Consider the following 17,177-nt stretch of genomic DNA (forward strand, 5'->3'; position numbering starts at 1 on the left):
ATTATGGATATATGTTATAATATTGATAAAGTAAAAGAAAATGTCAAGAAGCATGCATTAAAAGTTAATAGAAATCCTGACGATATATTAATTGTGGCAGTGACTAAAACCGTCGATGTCTCAAGAATAGAAGAAGCAATAAAATACGGTATTACGGATATTGGAGAAAATAAAGTACAAGAGTTAGTGGACAAATATCCGACATTGATGGATAAGGTTCAGTTCCACTTTATAGGTCATCTTCAGACAAATAAGGTAAAATACATAATAGATAAAGTGAAGATGATTCATTCGCTTGACAGTGTGCGCCTTGCAGAAGAAATAGATAAAAGAGCCAAAAAATGCAATAGGATTATGGACTGTTTGATTGAGGTAAATGTAGGTTCAGAAGAATCAAAGTATGGAATTGAACCGTCAAGCTTGTTGGAATTCATAAAGGAGCTTGAAGGTTTTAGCAACTTGAAAATAAAAGGTCTGATGACGGTGGCGCCGTATGTAGATGCTGAAGATGTAAGGCCTTATTTTAGAAAAATGAAACAGTTATTTGATAATGCTAAATCTTTAAATCAAAAAAATTTAGACTTTAAGTATTTGTCTATGGGTATGACGAATGACTACACTGTTGCCATTGAAGAAGGTGCCAACATCATACGTATAGGTACAGGAATTTTTGGGAAAAGATTATATGATATGGAGGTAAAATAAATGGCTGTAAAAGTGATTGAAAAGCTTATGAATTTTTTTGGATTTGATGAGCAGGAAGACGAAGGGAACACTGAAAAAGTTGAAAACGAATTGCCATTTAGCCAAAAGCCAAAAATAGTGAATATACATACACAATCGCAGATAAAAGTTATTATTTTAAAGCCAGATAGTTTTGAACAGGCGCAGACAATACTTGAAAACATAAAAAATAAAAAGCCTATAATTATTGATCTTCAAAATATGGAAAGAAATGATGCTCAGAGGCTTATAGACTTTTTAAGTGGTGCTGTTTTTGCGTTAAATGGAGAAATTAAGAAAATTGCTAATAGCATATTTTTAATTGTGCCGGACAATTTTGATATTGCTGGTGATATACAAGATGAAGTCGATTCAATGTTCAATTTAAAGTAATGAGGAGGGTATGATTTGACGACAAACTATGCTTTGATCTTAACATTAAACTACTTTTTTGAGATTGTAAATTGGCTTATTGTAATAAGGGTGGTATTATCTCTTTTGAGAATGGAGAATATGGGAAACCCCATATCGCGATTTGTCATCATCGTTACGGAGCCTATTTTGGATCCTTTTAGGAGGTTGCAATTTAAGTCATCTATTGGAAGAAATATGATGATAGATTTTTCGCCTATCCTTGCTATGTTGGCTATCCAATATGTGATAAGACCAATATTAATAAGCTTAATTTCATTAATATAAAAGGGTGAAGGAATGGAATACAGCATTGCAAGACTTAATGATATGATAAATTGGGTACAGAAAAATAGGCATGATAGATTTACAGATTTTCTAAGCATGAGAGATCAGAAGATACTGCTAAAGTTGATTGACAAATATGACGATATAGATTGTAGATTTGATGGTGGATTTAAAGAGGCTGAGAGAAAAATAGCCTGTATATATCCGTTGTATCTTACGATTTCCGATGGTGAACATTTTGATGTAATAAAGGGGATAAGGATAGATGGTGACTTGACAAAGTTGTCACATAGAGATGTATTAGGTTCACTGTTAGGTCTAGGTATAAAAAGAGAAAAAATTGGTGATATAATTAAAAGACAAGAAATCTGCGATGTAATAGTGCATAGTGACATAGCTGATTATGTTTTGATGAATTTGAAAAAGATAGGTCGAGAGAAGGTTATTGTTAGTTCAATTGACTTAGATGAGGTTATAGAGCCTGTAATAGAGTACGAGGACATTAAAACAACTGTTGCATCTGTAAGGCTTGATAGTATAATCGCGTCGGGATTTAAAATATCCAGGACAAAGGCTTCGGAATTGATAAAAGCTGGACTTACTGAAGTGAATTGGGAGACAAATATATCGCCTTCATTTGAAGTAAAAGAAGGTGATATCATGTCTTTAAGAGGTTATGGAAGGATCAAGCTCCAAGAAATTTTAGGTACATCGAGAAAAGGCAGGGTATATGTTCATATTTTAAAATACAAATAACAATAAGATGACAAGGAGTGGATTGGCATGTTAACACCTATGGACATACACAATAAGGAGTTTAAGCGTTCATTTAGAGGCTACAATGAAAATGAAGTTGATGAGTTTTTAGACAAAGTTATGGAAGACTATGAACTATTGTACAAAGAAAACTCCGATCTAAAGGACAGAGTAAATATATTAAATGATAAGTTGCAGAATTATACTGATATAGAAAAAACGCTAAATAATACGCTGGTGGTCGCTCAAAAGTCGGCTGAAGATTTAAAGTTAAATGCCAAGAAAGAAGCTGATTTAATAATACAGCAAGCACAGCAAGAAGCAGAAAAAATAATGCAGAAAGCCAATCAAGAAGTAGTAAGAATTAGAGCAGAGCTTGAAAATCAAAGGAAAAAATTGAATGTATTTAAGGCTAAATTCAAAACACTCCTTGAAGGAGAGCTTGAAGCTATATTGTCTATAGACGATAGAGAATTTTTTGATGATGAGAACGATGTGAGAAATGATGAGGAATAGACTTGCTGTAATCGGGATCTTAGTCCAAAATAGAGAGTTGGCGTCTGAAAAAGTTAATCACATTTTAAGCGAGTATGCCGATATCATAGTGGGCAGAATGGGTATTCCATATAAGGAAAGAAATGTGTCAATAATATCGCTGATTGTCGACGGTACGACGGATGACATCGGTGCTTTAACTGGCAAGCTTGGCAGCATTGAAGGTGTAAAAGTAAGGTCTGCCATTACAACGTAAGATGTTGACGTCTTTTTTTACATATTGTATAATTATTTAAAATGCGAAAAAAAGCGATGAAGAGGACAATTTATGCAAACAAAACTTTTAAGAGAGTTGGCGGTGGGTGAAAGCCAATAAGTTAGTTTGTCATATATCACCTCGAAGCTGCTGGCTGAAATTTAGTAAGCTAAGCCGGGAAAACCCCGTTATCTCATGAGTGATTAAGGCATTGAGCCTTAATAATTAGGGTGGTACCGCGACTTCTCGTCCCTTTGGATGAGAGGTTTTTATTTTTTCTGCATTACGCAATTTGAAATAGGAGGTATGTTTATGGATTACAACAAAACATTAAATCTGCCAAAGACTGATTTTCCAATGAAGGCGAATTTGCCGATGAGAGAGCCAGAAATATTAAAGAAATGGGAGAACATGGACATATACCACAAATCATTAGATAAAAACAAGGGCAAAGAAAAGTTCATTCTTCATGATGGTCCTCCATACGCAAATGGCAATATACACCTTGGCACTGCCATGAACAAAGTTTTGAAGGACATGGTGGTTAAATATAAGACCATGAGGGGATATGAATCACCATATGTGCCAGGTTGGGATACTCATGGCTTGCCAATAGAACAGCAGGCGATTAAGACGTTAGGGATAAAGAGAAATGATGTAGGTCCAGTAGAATTTAGAAGGGTGTGCCGTGATTTTGCTTTTTCGCAAATCGAAAAGCAAAAAGCGCAATTTATTAGATTAGGTGTAAGAGGAGATTGGCAAAATCCATATTTGACGCTGAAACCAGAATACGAGGCAAAGCAGATAGAAGTATTTGGAGAGATGGCAAAGAAGGGATATATATATAAAGGACTTAAGCCTGTATATTGGTGTACAGATTGTGAGACTGCATTGGCAGAAGCAGAAATAGAGTATTCTGATGAAAAATCTGATTCGATCTACGTTAAATTCAGAGTTGTAGATGACCTTGGTAAATTTAAAGGCATTGTTGATGATTTAAGCAATTTGTACTTTGTAATATGGACTACAACAACTTGGACAATCCCTGCTAATCTTGCAATTTGCTTGAATCCAGATTTTGATTATGCTTTAGCAAAGTACGGAAATGAAATTTACATAATGGCAAAAGATATGCTTGACAGCATTGAAAAAGAGACAGGACTTTCAAACCGTGAAATAATTGCTACTTTTAAAGGCTCAGAACTGGAAGGAATGAAGGCTAAGCATCCTCTTTTTGACAGGACATCGCTTATAATATTAGGCGATCATGTAACGCAAGAGGCAGGTACAGGATGTGTGCACACAGCACCTGGACATGGTGAGGAGGACTTTGTAGTTGGTCAAAAATATGGACTTGATGTTTTGAATCCTGTTGATGATAAAGGTCGATTTACTGAAAAAGCAGGAAAATACAATGGACTATTTTACTCTGATGCAAATAAGGTCATAAAAGAGGATCTTGAGAAAGCTAATGCGCTATTGGCTTCAAAGACTTTCACGCACTCGTATCCTCATTGCTGGAGATGCAAAAATCCTGTTATATTCCGCGCCACAGAACAGTGGTTTGCATCTGTAGATGGCTTTAGAAATGAAGCGCTTGATGCGATAAAAGAAGTAAATTGGATTCCTGAGTGGGGCGAAGATAGGATTACAAACATGGTTAGAGATAGGCACGATTGGTGCATATCCAGGCAAAGGATATGGGGTGTTCCAATTCCTATTTTTTACTGCAAACATTGTGGGAAAGAATTGATAAACGATGATACGATAAATGCGGTAAAGAAGTTGTTTGCCGAAAAGGGTTCTGACGCTTGGTATGAACTATCGGCCGAAGAAATACTGCCACAAGGCACAAGGTGTGAATGTGGTTCTACAGAGTTTAGAAAAGAAACGGATATTATGGATGTATGGTTTGATTCTGGTTCTAGTCATGTAGCGGTTTTAGAGACAACTGAGGGACTTAGATGGCCAGCAGACTTGTACTTGGAAGGTTCTGACCAACACAGGGGATGGTTCCAGTCATCGCTTCTTACATCTGTCGCTACAAAAGGTATCGCTCCGTATAAAAATGTATTGACACATGGTTTTGTTGTAGATGGTGAAGGGCGAAAAATGTCTAAATCCCTTGGAAATGGAATCGATCCAGCCGATGTTGTAAAAGAGTATGGTGCTGACATATTGAGGTTGTGGGCTGTTTCTGCAGATTTCACTTCAGACATGAGGATATCAAAAGAAATTTTAAAGCAGATGACTGAGTCATACAGAAAAATCAGAAACACAGCAAAGTTTTTATTAAGCAACCTTTACGATTTTGATGCTGATAAAGATTTGTTGCCATATGATGAATTGTTAGATATAGATAAATGGGCTTTGTACAAATACAATGAGCTTGTGAAGGATGTAACCGAAGCTTTTGACAAATATAAATTTTATGAGTTCTTGCATCTTGTTCATACCTTCTGCATTGTAGATATGAGCAATCTGTACCTTGACATATTGAAAGACAGGCTATATACTTTCCCAGCCACATCAAAAGAAAGGAAAGCAGCTCAAACTACTCTATATATTATATTGAATGGTTTTGTAAGAATCATAGCACCGGTGCTGACATTTACAGCAGACGAAATATGGAGCTATATGCAGCACGATGCAAAAAATGATTTCGAGAGCGTTCAGTTGGCTGATTGGCCAGAGCCTAATGATATCTACGACAATAAGCAGATAATTGAAAACTGGAATAAACTTTTTGACATAAGAAAAGATGTATCTAAGGCATTGGAGATATCCAGATCAAACAAGGAAATAGGCCATTCTTTGGAAGCTCAAGTCGATATTTATGCGTCGAAAGAGCTGTACGAATTTTTGAATCAGTTTGAAGAAGATTTTAATACAGTCTTTATCGTATCAAAAACTGTTCTGCACGAAAATGATGAGGTTATACCTGATGATGCGTACAGAAGCGAAGATTATGACATTGCTATAAAAGTAAGTCATGCACCTGGTGAAAAATGCGAAAGATGCTGGATGTACAGCGAAACTGTTGGCGAAAATAAAGAGCACCCAACAATTTGCAGTAGGTGTGCTGCACATATTTAAAGGGAGATTTCTCCCTTTTTTAATTAAAGATGAAAGGAGTATAAGCGTGAAAAAGATAGGATTTATTGGCGCTATGGAGGAAGAAGTAGAGCTACTTAAGGAAGCTATCGTTAATGAGTTTACGATAAATAGGGCAGATATGGATTTTTTTAGCGGTATACTTAATGGAGTAGACGCAGTTGTTGTAAAATCAGGTATAGGAAAAGTAAATGCAGCGATTGCAACACAGATATTGATATCCGAATTTAAAGTTGATTGCATAATAAATACAGGTGTTGCTGGAGGATTAAAAAAAGGCATAAATGTTGGCGATATAGTTATTTCTTCGGATGCGATAGAACATGATTTTGATACTACAGCGTTTGGAGACGAATTAGGAGTAATCCCTCGCATGAAGACAAGCGTATTTAAAGCTGACGGATATCTCATAGATGTGGCGTATAAGGCTGCTAATGATAATATTGATGGGAAAGCGTATATTGGCAGGATCGTTTCAGGTGATAAATTTATCTCATCAAAAGATGAGGCTTTAAAATTGGGGAAGCTTTTTAATGCACTAGCAGTCGAGATGGAAGGAGCAGCAATTGCACATACTTCATATCTTAACAATATACCATTTGTCATAATAAGAAGCATTTCAGATAATGCCGATGGAAATGCGACAAAAGATTTTAGTCAATTTGTCAAGGAAACAGCAATAGTATCCAGTAACATAGTTAAAGAGATGATAAATCTAATCAAGGAGAATTAGATATGAGTGTTGTTAATGTAAGCTTACAAGTATTGCCTATAGTTGAAGAAGAAAAAATCTATCCAGTCGTAGATAAAGTTATTGATTACATAAAATCAACAGGTGTTAAGTATTTTGTAAGCCCTATGGAAACGACTATGGAAGGAGATATCGATGTTCTCCTGGATATTGTGAAAAAGGCCCAAAATATATGCGCAGATGAAGGTGCCAAGAGGGTAATTTCGATCGTTAAGATAGACTTTAAACCTGATGGTGTGACGATTGAGGAGAAAATAGGCAAATATAGAGATTGTTGCTGATGTGAGATAATTTATATTTTAGACAAGATTAAAACTATTGACATATATTTTAACACGTTATATAATTAAATCAATCGAAATAAAAAAATCGATGAGCAGGAATAGTAAATATCGCATTAGGTTAAAGCGAGCCTGGGATGGTGGAAGCCAGGTACTGACGGCGTTATTGAATGGGCCTGCGAGATGGCGTGTGAAATGAAAGTAGCATTGCCCGGTAGTCTACCGTTAAAATGACAGGGTATCGAGAAATCTGTACCTGCAATGAGAGGTTTTGTACTTAGGTGGCAAAGCGAAATGAAAGCATTTCGTCCTTAGTGGATGAGATGCTTTTTTTAAACCACACAAGTATAAAACAATTTGGGTGGCACCACGAAGTCACTTCGTCCCATTGGATGAAGTGACTTTTTTGCATATTAAGGAGGTGTATTGGTTGAATATAACTGAAAAAGAATATGAAAGACTTGTAAAGAAGAAAATTGTCTTTCCTGTTTACGAGGAGATAAACGGTGATGAATTGACGCCAATCAATATTTTTTACAATCTAGATGGTGAAAATAAATTCCTTTTGGAAAGTGCTGAAAGTAGTAAAATGTGGGGCAGATATTCGTTTATCGGTTCGAATCCGTATTTGAAGATCAAATGTAATGATGATTTAATCCAGATTGATGGTGATAAAAAGGAAATAAGATACGGCAGAATTCTTGACTATATAAAGGAAAATATGATGTGCGATTATGATAGTTGTGGACTTGAATTTCCATTTACTGGCGGAGCAATAGGCTATGCTGGATATGACATTATAAGACAGTATGAATATATTCCATCAAAAAATATTGATGAAATAGGAATACCTGACGCGTATTTTATGTTCTACAAGATTATAATCTGCTATGATCACTATAAACATAATGTATCTGTTATTTACAACGTATTTCCTGATGAAAATGAAAAGTATGGCTTTATAAAAGAAAAATTGGAAAGAATAATTTTAAACATAAAGAGCAATGTTAAAATTCACGACATAAAGCCAAAGCAACTCATTTCTGATATTGATTATAATCTTACCAAAGAAGAATTTTGCAATATTGTAATTAAAGCAAAGGAATATATAAAAAATGGTGACATATTTCAAGTAGTACCTTCCCAAAGACTTAAAATCAAAACCGATTCCGCGCCTTTTGATGTGTATAGGAGACTGAGGAATGCAAATCCATCACCATACATGTTTTACATCGATTTTGGCGATTTTCAACTGATAGGTTCGTCGCCAGAAAGCCTCGTATCCGTATTTGGAAGTAAAGTCACTACAAATCCGATTGCAGGAACCAGAAAAAGAGGAAAAAGTGCCGAAGAAGATTTAATATTGAAAAATGAGCTTTTAAACGATGAGAAGGAAAAGGCGGAACATGTAATGTTAGTTGACCTTGGAAGAAATGATATAGGAAAAGTAAGCGAATTTGGCACTGTAAGATTGGATAGATTCATGGAAGTCGATTTTTATTCGCATGTAATGCACATTGTATCAAAAGTTTCAGGCATTTTGAGAAATAGTCTTACAGCGTTTGATGCACTAATTGCATGTCTTCCTGCTGGGACGGTTTCAGGTGCACCGAAAATAAGGGCCATGGAGATAATTGATGAGCTGGAGAATGTGAAAAGATCATTTTACGCTGGAGCAGTCGGCTATTTTTCTTACAATGGAGATATGGATATGTGCATAGCAATAAGAACGCTGCTATTAAAAAGAGGTACGGCATTTATTCAAGCTGGGTGTGGAATTGTATATGATTCTCAGCCAGAAGCTGAATACTATGAAACTTTAAATAAGGCGATGGTCTTAAAGGAGGTGCTTTGATGCTTCTCCTCGTAGATAATTACGATTCATTTACCTATAACCTATATCAATTTATAGGCGAAATTTACAGCGATATATTAGTTGTCCGCAACGATAAAATAGGATTAAATGACATAGCTTTAATGAATCCAAAAGGAATAATTATATCGCCTGGGCCAGGAAGGCCAGAAAATGCAGGGATTTCAGTAAACATAGTCGATGAGTTTGAAGGCAAAATACCTATATTAGGGATTTGCCTTGGACATCAAGCTATTGGATATGCTTATGGCGCAAAAATAATCAGAGCAAACACTATAATGCATGGAAAGACTTCATCTGTCAATCATGTTGGCAAAGGATTGTTTGAAGGCATAAAAAGTCCAATGAAAGCCATGAGATATCATTCGCTTGTAATTGACAAAAGTTCATTGCCAGAATCATTAGAAATAACTGCAGAAACAGATGATGGAACTATTATGGCAATTAAGCATAAGCGCCATCATGTATATGGACTTCAATTTCATCCCGAATCTATTTTAACAGATGATGGCAAAAATATATTAAAAAATTTTGTGGAGGGGATCTGCAATGTTAAAGGAAGCCATTGAAAAGATCATTAAAGGGGAGAATTTGACCGAGACAGAGGCAAAAAGCGCCATGGATGTAATAATGAAAGGGGAATCAAGCCCGCCATTAATTGGTGGTTATCTTATAGGCCTTAGGATGAAAGGCGAATCAATCGATGAGATAACCGGTTCTGCAAAGTCGATGATAGAAAATGCAAAAAAATTAAAACTCGATTCTCCATATGTCATAGATACCTGTGGAACAGGAGGTGACGGCGGAAAGACATTTAATATTTCTACTGCAGTTGCAATAATTTCTTCGTCTGCCGGAATCAAAATAGCCAAACATGGAAACAAAGCTGTTTCCAGTAAAAGCGGCAGTGCCGATGTATTAAATGAATTAGGTGTAAAAATTGACGCAGAACCAGAGATGACAAAGAAATTCATCGATGAAGTGGGATTTGGATTCCTTTTCGCACCTTTGTATCATTCAGCCATGAAGAACGTAGCCCCCATAAGAAAAGAACTGGGTTTAAGAACGGTTTTTAATATATTAGGACCATTGACAAATCCGGCTTCTGTTAAAGGCCAAGTTTTAGGCGTTTATGATAAAAACCTGACGCATATATTGGCAGAAGTTTTGCTAAAATTGGGGTGTGAAAGAGCTTTAGTCGTTCACGGAAATGATGGGCTTGACGAAATAACTACTACCACTACTACAGCTGTTTCAGAAGTGAGGGATGGTAAGGTTATTGATTACACTATTGACCCTAATGATTACGGTATTAGACTGTCGAAAGATTCGGATATTGGTGGCGGCGATGCAAAGGAAAATGCAAAAATCATTTTGGATATATTAAATGGTGAAAAAAGCCCTAAGAGAGACATTGTAGTTTTAAATAGCGCTGCAGCTTTGTATGTTGGTAAAGCAGTTGATAGCATTAAGGAAGGTGTCAAGCTTGCGGAACACCTTATTGATTCAGGCAAGGCATTAGGCAAGCTGAATGATATATTAAATTTTCAGAAGGTGTATTTGCAATGATACTCGATGATATTATCGTTAAGAAGAAAAAACAGGTGGAAATGAAAAAAATCGAAAAACCGCTGGATGATATATTAAAAGAAATTAAAAATGAGAAAAATGTGAGAAATTTTAAAGAAGCGTTGATGGGCGATGATATGTCGATAATAGCTGAGATAAAAAAAGCTTCTCCGTCGAAAGGGATAATTTTAGATGATTTTGATCATATAAAAATTGCCAAATTGTATGAAGATATTAATGTTGAAGCCATATCTGTTCTTACAGAAAAAAATTATTTTAAAGGAGATGATGCATATATAAACGATGTAAAAAAAATAACATCAAAACCTATTCTAAGAAAAGACTTCATATTTGACGAATACCAAATATACGAAAGCAAATTAATTGGTGCAGATGCTGTCTTGCTCATAGTGGCTGTACTTGGAGATGATTTAAAGAAGTTTTACGATACTGCTAAAAAGATTGGATTAGATGCCATTGTTGAGGTTCATGACGAACGTGAACTTGAAATAGCATTAAATGCAAATGTAGATATTTTAGGCATAAACAACAGGGATTTAAAGGATTTTCGCATTGATTTAAAGACGACAGAAAGGCTTATTAGATACGTGCCAAGTGGTGTTCTGTTGGTATCTGAAAGTGGCATAAAGACCCCTGATGACGTAAAATTTTTAAAATCATTAGGTGTAAATGCTGTCCTAATTGGTGAAACATTTATGAATATAATCAAAAATGGTGGTAAAATTGATGATTTCGTAATTCAATCAAAGGGTGTTTAAAATGACATTGGTTAAAATATGTGGAATAAAGCGGATAGAAGATGTGGAATACCTTAATGATTTAAAGCCTGATTATGCTGGGTTTGTCTTTGCTGAAAGCAAGCGGAAAGTAGATGTAAATACGGCATATAGCCTTATTAAAAATCTCGACAGACAAATAAAAAAAGTCGGTGTTTTTGTAAATGAAGAAGTTTCGGTAGTAAAGGATGTAGCTGTTTACTTAAATTTAGATATTTTACAATTTCATGGTGATGAGCCACAAGATTATATAGACAATTTTGATGATTATACTGTATGGAAGGCAATTCGGATTAGCGAAAATAGCGATGTTTTTAGATTACGAGACTATCATGTTGATGGTATTCTCCTTGACAGCAAAATAAATGGCTTTTACGGTGGTTCAGGTGTGAAATTTGATTGGAATTTAGTTAAGGATGTAAAAGACAACTTAAAGTGCAAGTTTATTTTAGCAGGTGGTATTAATGCTGACAATGTTTTGAAAGCTATAGAAGCAGCTAGACCAGATGTAATAGATGTGTCCAGTGGCGTTGAAGTCGGTGGCTTTAAAAATTATCAATTGATGAAAGATTTAATATGTAAAGTGAGGAGTGTAAAATGGTAGGAAGATTTGGTAAATTTGGCGGTCAGTATGTGCCGGAAACGATTATGAATGCATTGATAGAACTTGAAGGTGAATTTTACAAGGCGATAAACGATGAAAATTTTATTGATGAATACAAATATTATTTAAGAGAATATTCTGGAAGGCCCACACCGTTGTATTTTGCAAGAAACTTAACTGAGAGATTGGGTGGCGCAAAAATATATTTAAAAAGAGAAGATTTAAACCACACTGGTGCTCATAAAATAAACAACGTCATAGGACAAATATTGCTGGCTAAAAGAATGGGAAAAAGGAAAGTAATCGCTGAAACAGGTGCAGGGCAACACGGTGTAGCGACTGCAACAGGTGCTGCGATGTTTGACATGGAATGTGAGATATTTATGGGTGAAGAAGACATAAGAAGACAATCATTGAACGTATTTAGAATGAAGTTGTTGGGCGCAAAAGTTACCCCTGTAAAGACAGGAACTGGCACATTGAAAGATGCTGTTAACGAAGCGATACGCCATTGGGTCACGAATATCGATGATACATTTTACGTGATGGGTTCTGTTGTAGGACCGCATCCATATCCGATGATGGTTAGGGATTTTCAGAGGGTGATCGGTGACGAGACGAAAGAACAAATTTTAAGCAAAGAAAAGAGATTGCCAGATTATATTGTTGCATGTGTGGGCGGTGGCAGCAATTCTATGGGGATATTTTATCCCTTTATAAACGATTTATCAGTTAAACTTGTAGGTGTAGAAGCTGCAGGTTTTGGAATAGATACAGATAAACATGCTGCTACAATGGCAAAAGGAAGTATTGGCGTTCTTCATGGCATGATGACGTATCTGCTTCAAGATGATGAAGGACAGATAATGCCTGTTTACTCAATATCAGCAGGGCTTGATTATCCTGGGGTAGGGCCTGAACACGCCTATTTAAGGGATAGCGGCAGGGCACAATACGTGTATGCCACTGATGAAGAAGCTTTGTCAGCTTTTATGGATTTATCTCAAATTGAAGGAATCATACCTGCATTGGAAAGTGCCCATGCTGTTGCGTATGCAATGAAACTTGCTCCAAGCCTTAGCAAAGATGATATCATAGTTGTAAATTTGTCAGGCAGAGGAGATAAAGACGTAAATACAGTAGCAAATGTTTTGGAGGTTGAGCTATGATGGTGTCAAATATAGAAGTTAACAATGCAAGAGAAAACAGGATTGATAAAAAATTCAATGAGTTAAAGAAAAAAAGGCGTAAAGCACTGATTACATTTGTAACTGCTGGAGATCCCGATATAGATGTAACTATCAATTTAGTGTATAAAATGGTTGAAGGCGGTGCTGATATTATAGAGATCGGAATTCCTTATTCAGACCCGCTGGCAGATGGACCTATAATACAAGCTTCATCTGCCAGAGCGTTAAAAAAAGGCACTAAAATAGATGATATAATGAATGCTGTTAAAATAATAAGACAAAATACAGATGTACCGTTTATATACCTTGTCTATTACAATTCCATCTATAAATATGGAATGGAGAAATTTTTAAAGAATGCAAAAGATTCAGGCGTAGATGGACTAATCATACCCGATTTGCCACTGGAGGAAAGAAATGACATAAAAGAATTATCTGAAAAAAATGATATTTATTTGATACCGTTAGTTGCACCTACTTCAAATGACAGGATAAAGAAGATTTGCGAAAACGGAAAAGGATTTGTGTATTGCGTTTCTACAAAAGGCGTCACAGGTGTGAGGAATACAATTGAAACTGATATTGAAAAGTACATGGATTTAGTGTCAAAATACACTGATTTGCCAAAGGCGATTGGATTTGGCATATCTGGACCTGATATGGCAAAAAAGTTTGCTCCGTACTGTGATGGAATAATAATTGGCAGTGCAATAGTTAAAATGATAAATGATTCAAGGAATAATGATGAAATATTTGACAGTGTAACAAATTTCATATCATCAATCAAGGAGGTAATTTAAAAGGAGGCTATTTGCCTCTTTTTAAATTTAATCATTGATTATTATTTTAAAATTGATATAATTAAGATAAGAAGTATTAAAGGAGAATAATTATCAAAGGAGGAGAAGTTGATGGTTGAATTAGAAAAAGAAGCCCCTGATTTTACCCTTATGTCCAGTGATGGAAAGAATGTCTCTTTAAAAGATTATAGAGGTAAGAAAGTTATCCTTTATTTTTATCCCAAGGATAACACGCCTGGATGCACAAAGGAAGCTTGCCAGTTTAGAGACAACATAAATTCTATTGAAGATAATGATGCAGTTGTAATAGGTGTAAGTTTAGATGATTTAGAGTCTCATAAAAAATTCATTGAAAAATTTAATTTGCCATTTGTGCTATTAAGCGATAATGATGCTAAAGTATCAACAGAATACGGTGTTTATAAAGAAAAAAATATGTATGGAAAGAAAAAAATGGGCATAGAAAGATCAACTTTTGTAATAGATAGAAAGGGCATAGTAAAGAAAATTTTTAGGAAAGTGAAAGTTGACGGACACGTAGATGAGATATTGAAAGTGCTTGAAGAAATTGATTAAAGATTAAGTGCGCTTTATGCGCACTTTTAATAATTTAAGATCGGTAGACTGAAAGCAGCTATTAATGCAACTATCATCACAATGACAATAGTCAATGCCACATATTTATGCCATTTTCTGTTGTAAAAAGGGTTTAAAAAATCTTTGCTTTCCTTCTTTTTCATTTTATTCGCCTCATCAAATTTTACTAAAACAATTTTATTAATCTGTATAGCTTCTTATTACTAATTTAAGCATATTTAATTCTAAAAAACAATAAATTATTAATAAACTTTACCCAAAAAGAGAAAATAGTTTATAGGAGGAATGGGGCTTGGATAATAAATTATTAAATGAAATAAAAAAGCAGATTGAAAAGATGTCTGAAATGATGGAAAAAATGAAGATAGCTGACTATGTGGAGTTGATGCAAAGCCCTTATAGACTCCTATGGCTTAACTTTGTCGGTGGGCTTGCACGTGGTTTTGGAATGGCTATAGGATTTACATTGCTTGGAGCAATTGTAATATACATATTGCAAAGAGCGGTTTTATTGAATTTGCCCATTATAGGCAATATTATTGCTCATATAATAAAAATAGTTCAACAAAATTTGTGATAGAAAGGCATGTGGTATTGTGGATGACAAAAAATTAGAGTATTTTAGAAAAAGACTTATTGATGAAAGAAATAGAATTTTGCATACTTTAAACGAGATGGATGATAATAATGGTACTGGAAGAATTGGTGAAAGAGAGTATTATCAGGAACTGTCATTGGCTGACAATCATCCAGCAGATATTGCTTCGGAAGTATACGAATTAGAGAAAAATTATGCATTAAAAGATAACGAGCAACACGTTTTAAGACAAATCGATGATGCTCTTTCACGGATGGTTAACGGTAAGTATGGTATATGCAATCATTGTCATAAAGAAATTGAAATGGAAAGATTAGAAGCATTGCCGTATACACCTTTATGCGCAAAATGCGCAAAAGAAAATGATTTAAAATTAAGCGATCTTAGATTTTCACGTCCCAACGAAGAAAGAACTATCAAATATCCCTTTGGTTGGGGATACATGGATTCTAAAGACGAAAATCAATTTGATGCTGAGGATTCGTATCAAGCAGTAGCAAGGTATAATAAAACTAAAGCAGGACTTGATAATTATGATGACGATTACGATGATTATAATTCAGGATATGTGGAAGAAGTAGATAAAATAAGCAACGAGGATTACAAAAAAACATTAGAATAAAAATCAACCTTGTGCTTAAAAAGTATTTTAGGCATAAAAATGGCAGGGGAGACAAGAATCGAACTCGCAACCTACGGTTTTGGAGTGCGTATCAGGACGTTTTTTTGATTTAAGTACATTGATGAAAGTATTGAAATAAGTGGGTTTGTTAAATAATTACTTGGATAATATTAGGTTATTTTGTGTCCCCATTTGCCTATTGTGTCCCCAATTTGTCCCCAATAAAATGCCAGGCAATTACGCCTGGTTTTTGTTTTCGAAAAGAAAATTTGCAATTTTATCGGCAGCATCTTTGTCGGCAGATTTAAGTGCATGGGCATATATGTTCATTGTTGTACTGGTATTACTATGGCCAAGTCTTTTTGATACGGCCTTAATATTTTCGCCAGCATTTATAAGTAGGGTTGCCGATGTATGTCTGAGTTGATGAAATGTAATATGTCTTAATCCTTTCTTTTGTAAAAACTTAGAGAACCATTTTGAAATTGTATCATAATACATAGGCTGTCCATTCCATTGAGTAAAAACAAAACCGGTGTCTATCCATTTGTTCCCTTTCTTTAGCCTCTCCAGATTTTGCTCTTTTTTATATTCTCTCAAAAGATCCATTATTTGTTGCGGTACGGCAATAAGTCTTTTGGATGTTTCATTCTTTGGAGTTTTAGTAAATAGGCCTTGACCTGGTAAATACTGATTGGCTTGTACTATTTCTATTGTGTTATTGTCAAAGTCGATATGCTCCCATTTAAGACCCATTAATTCGCCAAGACGTTCGCCAGCCGCTAAAGTTAGCATTATTGCAACTTGATATTTTAATTTTTCGCCATCAAGTGCTTTGACAAGTTCTTTTACTTCTTCTTCGTTGTAATATTCTGCTTCATGTTTATTTACTTTTGGGGGATCTATATTAGAAGCAGGATTAGAAGGTATAAGCTGCCATTTAACTGCATCTTCTAGCATAGCATGAATAAGTCTGTAATGATGCTTAATTGTTTGAGATGACAAGCCACCTTTCTTACCATCTAATCGTGTGCCGTCTTCTTTTAACATATTCAGAAATTCAAGTATATGAATGGGTTTTATTTTATTTAATTTTAGATGTCCTAATGCAGGTAAAATACGCTTGTCTAACATTTCTTTGTATCGGTATAAAGTTTTGGGAGCCAGATTATCTTTAGCATATTCTTCAAGCCATTTCTCAACAAAAGCTTTGAAGGTTAGTTTTGAAGGCTCAATAAAAGTATTGCCTTCTATTTCTGCTATAAATTTGGCGAGTTCTTTTTCAGCTTCTTTTAGCTTAGCTGTTTCTGTTTTACCTTCAACTTTTATTGTTTTTGTATATCTCTTTCGTTTTCCATCAGGGCCATAACCGCCCGATACAATAAGCCTGTACGAATTTTCTCCACGTTTTTCAATTGAACCTGGCATAATATCACCTTCGTAAAATAAAAA

21 protein-coding genes and 2 other annotated features are annotated in these 17,177 nt (G+C 35.1%); of the genes, 19 read left to right on the forward strand and 2 right to left on the reverse strand.

The window, feature by feature from the left end:
• Window positions 1-3: 3 nt before the first annotated feature.
• The 17 genes from ACZ42G_RS05670 (at window position 4) to bcp (ending at window position 14,484) form a co-directional block, all read left to right on the forward strand.
• Entirely contained in the window at window positions 4-705 is a 702-nt protein-coding gene (locus tag ACZ42G_RS05670) for a YggS family pyridoxal phosphate-dependent enzyme (protein ID WP_464851847.1), read from the forward strand.
• Entirely contained in the window at window positions 706-1,116 is a 411-nt protein-coding gene (locus ACZ42G_RS05675) for a cell division protein SepF (RefSeq protein ID WP_464851849.1), read from the forward strand. It abuts the gene before it with no gap.
• Between the two features lie 15 nt (window positions 1,117-1,131).
• The gene (locus ACZ42G_RS05680) at window positions 1,132-1,422 is read left to right on the forward strand and encodes a YggT family protein (RefSeq protein WP_085112581.1); all 291 of its coding nucleotides are present in this window, start codon (window positions 1,132-1,134) and stop codon (window positions 1,420-1,422) included.
• Window positions 1,423-1,434: 12 nt separating this feature from the next.
• Entirely contained in the window at window positions 1,435-2,178 is a 744-nt protein-coding gene (locus tag ACZ42G_RS05685) for a YlmH family RNA-binding protein (protein ID WP_085112580.1), read from the forward strand.
• A gap of 27 nt (window positions 2,179-2,205) precedes the next feature.
• Window positions 2,206-2,694, forward strand: coding sequence for a DivIVA domain-containing protein (locus tag ACZ42G_RS05690; RefSeq protein WP_014758873.1), 489 nt, complete (start codon window positions 2,206-2,208; stop codon window positions 2,692-2,694).
• Window positions 2,684-2,929: a TM1266 family iron-only hydrogenase system putative regulator gene (locus ACZ42G_RS05695; RefSeq protein ID WP_013788247.1), complete on the forward strand. Its 246-nt coding sequence runs from the start codon at window positions 2,684-2,686 to the stop codon at window positions 2,927-2,929. Before ACZ42G_RS05690 ends, ACZ42G_RS05695 begins: the two co-directional genes overlap by 11 nt.
• 47 nt (window positions 2,930-2,976) lie before the next feature.
• Window positions 2,977-3,186, forward strand: a binding site (T-box leader).
• A 55-nt stretch (window positions 3,187-3,241) separates the two neighbouring features.
• Window positions 3,242-6,025, forward strand: coding sequence for an isoleucine--tRNA ligase (gene ileS, locus ACZ42G_RS05700; RefSeq protein ID WP_464851852.1), 2,784 nt, complete (start codon window positions 3,242-3,244; stop codon window positions 6,023-6,025).
• Between the two features lie 46 nt (window positions 6,026-6,071).
• On the forward strand, window positions 6,072-6,776 hold the full coding sequence (locus ACZ42G_RS05705) for a 5'-methylthioadenosine/adenosylhomocysteine nucleosidase (protein ID WP_464851854.1): 705 nt from the start codon (window positions 6,072-6,074) through the stop codon (window positions 6,774-6,776).
• A gap of 2 nt (window positions 6,777-6,778) precedes the next feature.
• Window positions 6,779-7,075 carry a thiamine-binding protein gene (locus ACZ42G_RS05710; protein WP_464851856.1) on the forward strand — a complete coding sequence of 99 codons (297 nt, stop codon included), beginning with the start codon at window positions 6,779-6,781 and terminating at the stop codon, window positions 7,073-7,075.
• An 82-nt stretch (window positions 7,076-7,157) separates the two neighbouring features.
• Window positions 7,158-7,466 (forward strand) — a binding site (T-box leader).
• A 39-nt stretch (window positions 7,467-7,505) separates the two neighbouring features.
• A complete protein-coding gene (gene trpE, locus ACZ42G_RS05715) occupies window positions 7,506-8,930 on the forward strand; it encodes an anthranilate synthase component I (RefSeq protein WP_464851858.1) in 1,425 nt (474 codons plus the stop codon).
• Window positions 8,930-9,517, forward strand: a complete 588-nt coding sequence (locus ACZ42G_RS05720; RefSeq protein WP_464851860.1) for an anthranilate synthase component II — start codon at window positions 8,930-8,932, stop codon at window positions 9,515-9,517. Before trpE ends, ACZ42G_RS05720 begins: the two co-directional genes overlap by 1 nt.
• Window positions 9,498-10,517 carry an anthranilate phosphoribosyltransferase gene (trpD, locus tag ACZ42G_RS05725; RefSeq protein ID WP_464851862.1) on the forward strand — a complete coding sequence of 340 codons (1,020 nt, stop codon included), beginning with the start codon at window positions 9,498-9,500 and terminating at the stop codon, window positions 10,515-10,517. The genes ACZ42G_RS05720 and trpD overlap by 20 nt, the downstream gene beginning before the upstream one ends.
• A complete protein-coding gene (gene trpC / locus ACZ42G_RS05730) occupies window positions 10,514-11,296 on the forward strand; it encodes an indole-3-glycerol phosphate synthase TrpC (RefSeq protein ID WP_464851864.1) in 783 nt (260 codons plus the stop codon). The genes trpD and trpC overlap by 4 nt, the downstream gene beginning before the upstream one ends.
• Window position 11,297: 1 nt before the next feature.
• Entirely contained in the window at window positions 11,298-11,918 is a 621-nt protein-coding gene (locus ACZ42G_RS05735; RefSeq protein ID WP_464851866.1) for a phosphoribosylanthranilate isomerase, read from the forward strand.
• Complete coding sequence (gene trpB / locus ACZ42G_RS05740) at window positions 11,912-13,087, forward strand: tryptophan synthase subunit beta (RefSeq protein ID WP_464851868.1); 1,176 nt, start codon at window positions 11,912-11,914, stop codon at window positions 13,085-13,087. Before ACZ42G_RS05735 ends, trpB begins: the two co-directional genes overlap by 7 nt.
• Window positions 13,087-13,908: a tryptophan synthase subunit alpha gene (gene trpA, locus ACZ42G_RS05745; RefSeq protein WP_464852121.1), complete on the forward strand. Its 822-nt coding sequence runs from the start codon at window positions 13,087-13,089 to the stop codon at window positions 13,906-13,908. The genes trpB and trpA overlap by 1 nt, the downstream gene beginning before the upstream one ends.
• A gap of 111 nt (window positions 13,909-14,019) precedes the next feature.
• Window positions 14,020-14,484 (forward strand): thioredoxin-dependent thiol peroxidase, encoded by a 465-nt coding sequence (bcp, locus tag ACZ42G_RS05750; RefSeq protein ID WP_085112569.1) that lies wholly within the window; start codon window positions 14,020-14,022, stop codon window positions 14,482-14,484.
• Window positions 14,485-14,510: 26 nt separating this feature from the next.
• On the opposite strand, the gene ACZ42G_RS05755 is transcribed toward bcp, so the two are convergent.
• A complete protein-coding gene (locus ACZ42G_RS05755) occupies window positions 14,511-14,648 on the reverse strand; it encodes a hypothetical protein (RefSeq protein ID WP_168170188.1) in 138 nt (45 codons plus the stop codon).
• 194 nt (window positions 14,649-14,842) lie between these two features.
• Here ACZ42G_RS05755 and ACZ42G_RS05760 point away from each other — a divergent pair, with 194 nt between their 5' ends.
• A complete protein-coding gene (locus ACZ42G_RS05760; protein ID WP_349265819.1) occupies window positions 14,843-15,082 on the forward strand; it encodes a DUF5665 domain-containing protein in 240 nt (79 codons plus the stop codon).
• Window positions 15,083-15,101: 19 nt separating this feature from the next.
• Window positions 15,102-15,725, forward strand: a complete 624-nt coding sequence (locus tag ACZ42G_RS05765) for a TraR/DksA C4-type zinc finger protein (protein WP_464851871.1) — start codon at window positions 15,102-15,104, stop codon at window positions 15,723-15,725.
• Window positions 15,726-15,962: 237 nt separating this feature from the next.
• Here the strand turns inward: ACZ42G_RS05765 and ACZ42G_RS05770 are convergent, their stop codons facing one another.
• Window positions 15,963-17,153, reverse strand: coding sequence for a site-specific integrase (locus ACZ42G_RS05770; RefSeq protein ID WP_464851873.1), 1,191 nt, complete (start codon window positions 17,151-17,153; stop codon window positions 15,963-15,965).
• Between the last annotated feature and the right edge of the window lie 24 nt (window positions 17,154-17,177).

It is taken from the genome of Thermoanaerobacterium calidifontis (assembly GCF_055381745.1).

Bases quoted from the DNA above. Each gene is read 5' to 3' on its own strand.
- ACZ42G_RS05670 (WP_464851847.1), top strand. From the start codon at position 4: ATGGATATATGTTATAATATTGATAAAGTAAAAGAAAATGTCAAGAAG.
- ACZ42G_RS05675 (WP_464851849.1), top strand. From the start codon at position 706: ATGGCTGTAAAAGTGATTGAAAAGCTTATGAATTTTTTTGGATTTGAT.
- ACZ42G_RS05685 (WP_085112580.1), top strand. From the start codon at position 1,435: ATGGAATACAGCATTGCAAGACTTAATGATATGATAAATTGGGTACAG.
- ACZ42G_RS05690 (WP_014758873.1), top strand. From the start codon at position 2,206: ATGTTAACACCTATGGACATACACAATAAGGAGTTTAAGCGTTCATTT.
- ACZ42G_RS05695 (WP_013788247.1), top strand. From the start codon at position 2,684: ATGAGGAATAGACTTGCTGTAATCGGGATCTTAGTCCAAAATAGAGAG.
- ileS (WP_464851852.1), top strand. From the start codon at position 3,242: ATGGATTACAACAAAACATTAAATCTGCCAAAGACTGATTTTCCAATG.
- ACZ42G_RS05710 (WP_464851856.1), top strand. From the start codon at position 6,779: ATGAGTGTTGTTAATGTAAGCTTACAAGTATTGCCTATAGTTGAAGAA.
- ACZ42G_RS05720 (WP_464851860.1), top strand. From the start codon at position 8,930: ATGCTTCTCCTCGTAGATAATTACGATTCATTTACCTATAACCTATAT.
- trpD (WP_464851862.1), top strand. From the start codon at position 9,498: ATGTTAAAGGAAGCCATTGAAAAGATCATTAAAGGGGAGAATTTGACC.
- trpC (WP_464851864.1), top strand. From the start codon at position 10,514: ATGATACTCGATGATATTATCGTTAAGAAGAAAAAACAGGTGGAAATG.
- ACZ42G_RS05735 (WP_464851866.1), top strand. From the start codon at position 11,298: ATGACATTGGTTAAAATATGTGGAATAAAGCGGATAGAAGATGTGGAA.
- trpB (WP_464851868.1), top strand. From the start codon at position 11,912: ATGGTAGGAAGATTTGGTAAATTTGGCGGTCAGTATGTGCCGGAAACG.
- trpA (WP_464852121.1), top strand. From the start codon at position 13,087: ATGGTGTCAAATATAGAAGTTAACAATGCAAGAGAAAACAGGATTGAT.
- bcp (WP_085112569.1), top strand. From the start codon at position 14,020: ATGGTTGAATTAGAAAAAGAAGCCCCTGATTTTACCCTTATGTCCAGT.
- ACZ42G_RS05755 (WP_168170188.1), bottom strand. From the start codon at position 14,648: ATGAAAAAGAAGGAAAGCAAAGATTTTTTAAACCCTTTTTACAACAGA.
- ACZ42G_RS05760 (WP_349265819.1), top strand. From the start codon at position 14,843: ATGTCTGAAATGATGGAAAAAATGAAGATAGCTGACTATGTGGAGTTG.
- ACZ42G_RS05770 (WP_464851873.1), bottom strand. From the start codon at position 17,153: ATGCCAGGTTCAATTGAAAAACGTGGAGAAAATTCGTACAGGCTTATT.